5 protein-coding genes are annotated in these 4,768 nt (G+C 65.9%); 2 read left to right on the top strand and 3 right to left on the bottom strand.

Annotated features, from left to right (window positions below):
* The first annotated feature begins 213 nt into the window (after window positions 1-213).
* Window positions 214-456, top strand: coding sequence for a SelT/SelW/SelH family (seleno)protein (locus VKT83_16255; protein ID HLY24020.1), 243 nt, complete (start codon window positions 214-216; stop codon window positions 454-456).
* Between the two features lie 133 nt (window positions 457-589).
* Entirely contained in the window at window positions 590-1,840 is a 1,251-nt protein-coding gene (locus VKT83_16260) for an MFS transporter (GenBank protein HLY24021.1), read from the top strand.
* A 136-nt stretch (window positions 1,841-1,976) separates the two neighbouring features.
* On the opposite strand, the gene VKT83_16265 is transcribed toward VKT83_16260, so the two are convergent.
* The 3 genes from VKT83_16265 to VKT83_16275 are packed head-to-tail and all read right to left on the bottom strand — an operon-like array spanning window position 1,977 to window position 4,559.
* On the bottom strand, window positions 1,977-2,960 hold the full coding sequence (locus VKT83_16265) for an amidohydrolase family protein (protein ID HLY24022.1): 984 nt from the start codon (window positions 2,958-2,960) through the stop codon (window positions 1,977-1,979).
* A 47-nt stretch (window positions 2,961-3,007) separates the two neighbouring features.
* Complete coding sequence (locus tag VKT83_16270; GenBank protein ID HLY24023.1) at window positions 3,008-3,934, bottom strand: PrsW family glutamic-type intramembrane protease; 927 nt, start codon at window positions 3,932-3,934, stop codon at window positions 3,008-3,010.
* Between the two features lie 4 nt (window positions 3,935-3,938).
* Complete coding sequence (locus VKT83_16275; protein HLY24024.1) at window positions 3,939-4,559, bottom strand: TMEM175 family protein; 621 nt, start codon at window positions 4,557-4,559, stop codon at window positions 3,939-3,941.
* Window positions 4,560-4,768 lie beyond the last annotated feature (209 nt).

Consider the following 4,768-nt stretch of genomic DNA (forward strand, 5'->3'; position numbering starts at 1 on the left):
CGCGGATCCGTCGGGTGCCGCGCACCAGGCTCTGGTGAATCTGCATGGGGCCAGTATAGCCATGGCCCAGCGGTTGATAGCGCCGAGTCCGTCGCGACACCCTTCAACGAGGGTCTTTCGGATCTATCTGAACCTGTACAGGACAGCGCTGGACAGAATTGTACCGCCACGCCATACTAAGGCGAGGTCATTAAACACGCCGGGAGGCGGCCGATGGCGCAGCTCCAAAAGGTGACGATCGAATACTGCACCAGTTGAGGGTATCTCCCCCATGCCGTCCGTGTGGCGGAAGAGATCCTCAAGGCCAAGAAAACCGACGTGGCGACGCTGAGCCTGATTCCCTCCTCCGGAGGCGTCTTCGAAGTCGTCGCCGACGGCAAGACGATCTTCTCCAAGAAGCAGTTGGGCCGGCGCCCGGAGCCCGGCGAAGTCCTCACCCAACTCGAAGGTTCGTGAGCCCGAAGGCGTGAGGGCCGCGCGCCCGCGGCGGGCGGCGGTGCCGTACGGCATCGCCGCCTATTGCTGTTTCGCGATCAGCGGAGAAGACATGCCGGCCGCAGCCGGCCGGTAGCCCCCCGGACCGGCCCGCGTGCCCGCCGCTACTCCCTTTCGGGTTCCCGGATTTCGCTGGCTCTGGCTGAGCTCGCTGTGCACCTCGGCGGCCTACACGGTCGAGGTCCTCAGCCACGGCTGGCTCGTCCTCGAGCTGACGAACTCGCCGTTTTGGGTCGGCGTGGCCGTCGCGGTGCGCGGCGTCAGTCAGACGCTGTGCGGCATCCCGGCCGGCCTCGCGGCAGACCGGTTCGACCGGCGGACCATCCTGGTGGCCACCCAGACGACCGCGGCGACCGGCGGCCTCGTGATTGCCGGGCTGGTCTACGCCCACCGGATCGCGGTATGGCAGGTCTTCGTCTATCTCGTGCTGGTCGGCTGCACGACCGCGATGAACAGGCCGGCGGTCAACGGGCTTGTCTACGACGTCGTGGGAGAAGCGCTGCTGCTCAACGCCAGCGCCTACCAGTTCATGGCGGGCAGCGTCGTCCGCGTCGTCGGCGCGCTGGCGGGCGGCGTCATCATTGACCGGCTCGGCATCGCCGACAACTACATTCTCATCGCCGTCGTGTACGCGGGCGCCGCGGCCTCCGTCGGGGTGCTGCGGCGTCCGGCCGCAGCGCGGCCTCCGCACGAGCCGTTCAGCCGCGCGGTCGCGGACGGCTTCCGCTACGTGTTCCGCACGGCGCGGCTCCGGCGCCTCTTGCTGCTGAGCCTGTCGATCGAAGGCTTCGGCTTCTCGACCAACTCGATGCTGCCCGTCATGGCGCGGGACGTGCTGCGTGTTGGCGGCATCGGACTCGGCAACCTGGTGGCGATGAGCGGCGTCGGGCAGTTCCTCGCGACGATGCTGGTCGCGCGGCGCATCGAGCTCCGCCACCTCGGGACCGTCGTCGTGGGAGCGTCGATCGGCTTCGGCGCGTTCATCGTGCTGTTTGCGCTGTCTCCGTGGTTCGCGCTGTCGCTCGTGCTTATCGCGGTGGTCGGATTCATGGGCACGGCGTACGACACCACGATGTCGACGTCGTTCCAGGTGGGCGTGGCCGATGCGATGCGGGGACGCGTCCTCGGTCTCTACTCCGCCACGTTCGGGCTCAGCTCGATCGGCGGCCTGTGCATCGGCGCAGCGGCGACCGTTCTCGGCACGCCGATCGCGCTCGCCCTCAGCGGCGCGGCCGTCGTCGCGAGCGGTGTCGGGCTCGTCCGGCGCCGCCACACCCTCGGCCGGCCTGAGGACGCCTCAGGGAGCGGCGTTGTGAACGGGCAGATCGCAGAAGCTGACCGTTGAAGCGGCGCCTGCTTCCTCTAGCCGACTCCAGCATGCCCCTGATCCCCTGTGGTGGACCGCCGGCCGGTTACGAATACGGCCGCTACTCTAGGCTAGCGTGGTCTTCCGGTCCATGAAAAGGATGCTGGCCCCCGGCTCAGACGCCGAGCAGCGCGGCGGCGTTTCCCCCGAGAATGCCGGCGCGGTCCGCCTCCGGGATCTTGAGTGCCCGGATGCTCTCCAGCATCAGCGGGATGCTGCCGATCTGGTGGGGGTAGTCGCTGCCCGCGAGGAGACGGCCGGCGCCTGCAAACTGAATCGCGAGGCTCAGCGCAGCGGGATCGAAATTCACGGTGTCATACCAAAAATGTGCCTTGAGATACGCGCTCGGCGGCTTCCCGATGCGCGCGCGGCACTCGCGGAACGCCCGGTACCCGCGGTCGAGCCGCTCCGCGAGATATGGAATCGTCCCTCCAAGATGGCTCAGCACCCAACGAATCCTTGGAAAACGCTCGACAACGCCGGCAAACACGAGATGGGCGGCGGCAAGCGTCGTATCGAAAAGAAAGCCGCAGAGCGGCATGAGCCAATACTCGGTCATCGACTCGACGCCCACCGGCGACGTCGGGTGGATGTGCAGCACGGCGTCGTGAGCGTTCGCGACTTCATAGATCGGCCAGAATCGCTCGTCGGCGAGCGCCACCCCGTTCACATTCGCGAACAGCATCGCCCCGCGAAAGGCGAGCGGCCCGAGACAGCGCTCCAGCTCCGCGGCGGAGGCCTTCGGGTCATTGAGCGGCAGCGTGCCGAGCGCGCCGAAGCGGCGCCCGCGCTCCGCGACGATCTGCGCGAAGGCGTCGTTCACGAGGCGCGCGAGGTCGACCGCGCGGCGCGGCTCCTCCACGTGCGTGCCGGGCGTCGTCAGCGTGAGAATCTGCCGGTCGACGCCGTGTTCGGCGAGCACGCGCTCCCGGTACTCGATGTCGCGGTGGCCGCGGACGGCGATGTTGTAGTCGCCGGGATAGTGCAGCAGCGGGTTCCCCTCGGCGTCGTGGGTGACGCGGACGTTGCCTTGATGCGCCGCCAGCGCGTCGAGATATGCGGGCGGATAGAAGTGATCGTGCACGTCGATGATCGGCATGGGACGGCTGTTCGCCGCCGTGACTGCGCGTCCTCCAGCAATCGCCGCTACGGCGTCCTCGCCCAGTAGCCGTCCGCCGCCGCGGCCCGGCGCCACATCACCCATAGGATCACGACCCCGATCAGCCCGAGCGCCGCGAGACCGCCGAACTCGAACGCCAAGAACGCCTTGAACTCGTTGATGGTCGGGGGCAGGATGATGCCGCGCATAAACGCGAGGCGCTGGGTCGGCGTCGCGGCGAAAATGGTCGTCAGGACGAACGCGATCCCCCGCATCGCGTCCCAGAGCGTGTGAAAGAGTGCCACCAGCAGGTAGACGCCGGCCACCTTACGGGTCACCCGGAGGTGCCCGCCGCGGCTCGCGCTGAAGAGCACGCCGCCGAGAATTGCCGTCCACAGGCCGTGGCCGAGGGGAGCGAGGATGCCCCGCAGCAGCTCGGTAAACACCAGGTTGCCCAGCGACAGCGCGATGTGCGGACCCCGCGCGACAAACAGCGCGTTGAGCGCGTATCCGCTGCTCTCGAGCGCGCCGAACCCGAAGCCCACCGCCGCGCCGAGCACGATGCCGTCCCGCGTCACGTAGTGCGACAGCCGCCGGGCCACGAACATGAGCGCCAGGAGTTTCGCAAACTCCTCGATCAGTCCGACGCCCGCGTAGAGCACCGGGCTGTCGCTGACGAGCCACGACTCGAGGAGCGAAGCCGCGAGCACCCCGAGCACGCCGCCGACGATGAACGTCGAGAAGATGACGCGCGGCGTGACCACCGGACTCTCGTAGTGGTCCAGGTACCAGATAACGGCGGTCACCGGCACGAGAAAACTGCCGAGCAGCACGACCGTGGGGATCATCGTGAGGTTGCCTGTCAGACCGGTGACCACCACCGACGCCAGCCAGAGGACCAATCCCGTCCCCAGCACATTCCACCAGCGCGGCAGGTCCGGAGCCATTGCGGGGCGTGGCGGCGGCGCTTCCATGGGGTCACGTCACCAATTTCTCAGGGCGGTGTTGAGTTGACATCACGATCCAGAGGATGGCCAGCGCAATAACTATGCCGAGACCTATCATGGGTAGCCACCATCCGAGGATCGCGGCAACAGCGTACCCGAGCGTACCGGCACTCATCTGCGCCCAGATTCTCCTGATCTGCTCTTTTCCGACTTCCGGCTTGAGGAGATAGACGGGTCTCTGCGTCGCAGCGAACCAGACTACGAATGCGGCGTTCACTATAAGGCTGCTGCCCGCGTAGAACACGAAGGCCACAGGTGCGAGTTCGGTCGTGACGTACTTAGCAAGCAATGCCGTGGGAAATGGAATGAATGTCACCGTCAAGAGAAGAAGCCCGTTGGCGTACAGGAAAGGGGTCGATATCTTACTCAACATCCGAATGCCGTGGTGGTGGTTGACCCACGCGATAAGTATGATGCCGAAACTGAGGACAAAGGCGAGGTAGGAGGGCCAAAGGTCCGCCAGCGCATGCCAGAGCTCTCTGAGCGGCGCGTGTATACCCACCGCCGGAACCCTAATTTCCAAGACCAGAAGCGTCGCCGCGATGGCGAATACGGCATCGCTGTATGCTTCGATTCTCGCCAAGTTATTCACGTCTTGCTCCTAACCCGCCACGGCACGTGGGCAAATCGTGGGCTAATCGGTCTTGACAGTCGTGCTGTATCACGCAAAGCATTGTGAGCGACCTGAGAGATAGGTAACACTTTGTACCGGACACATGGGTAACACTCCTTCCCTGAAAGGGGGAGGGATGATGCCCTGGAGGGAGTGTTCGGTGATGGATGAAAGGATGCGGTTTATTG

It is taken from the genome of bacterium (assembly GCA_035308905.1).
Taxonomy (GTDB): domain Bacteria; phylum Sysuimicrobiota; class Sysuimicrobiia; order Sysuimicrobiales; family Segetimicrobiaceae; genus DASSJF01.

Excerpts from the sequence above, each read along its gene's own strand:
- VKT83_16265 (HLY24022.1), bottom strand. The coding sequence starts at position 2,960 with ATGCCGATCATCGACGTGCACGATCACTTCTATCCGCCCGCATATCTC.
- VKT83_16270 (HLY24023.1), bottom strand. The coding sequence starts at position 3,934 with ATGGAAGCGCCGCCGCCACGCCCCGCAATGGCTCCGGACCTGCCGCGC.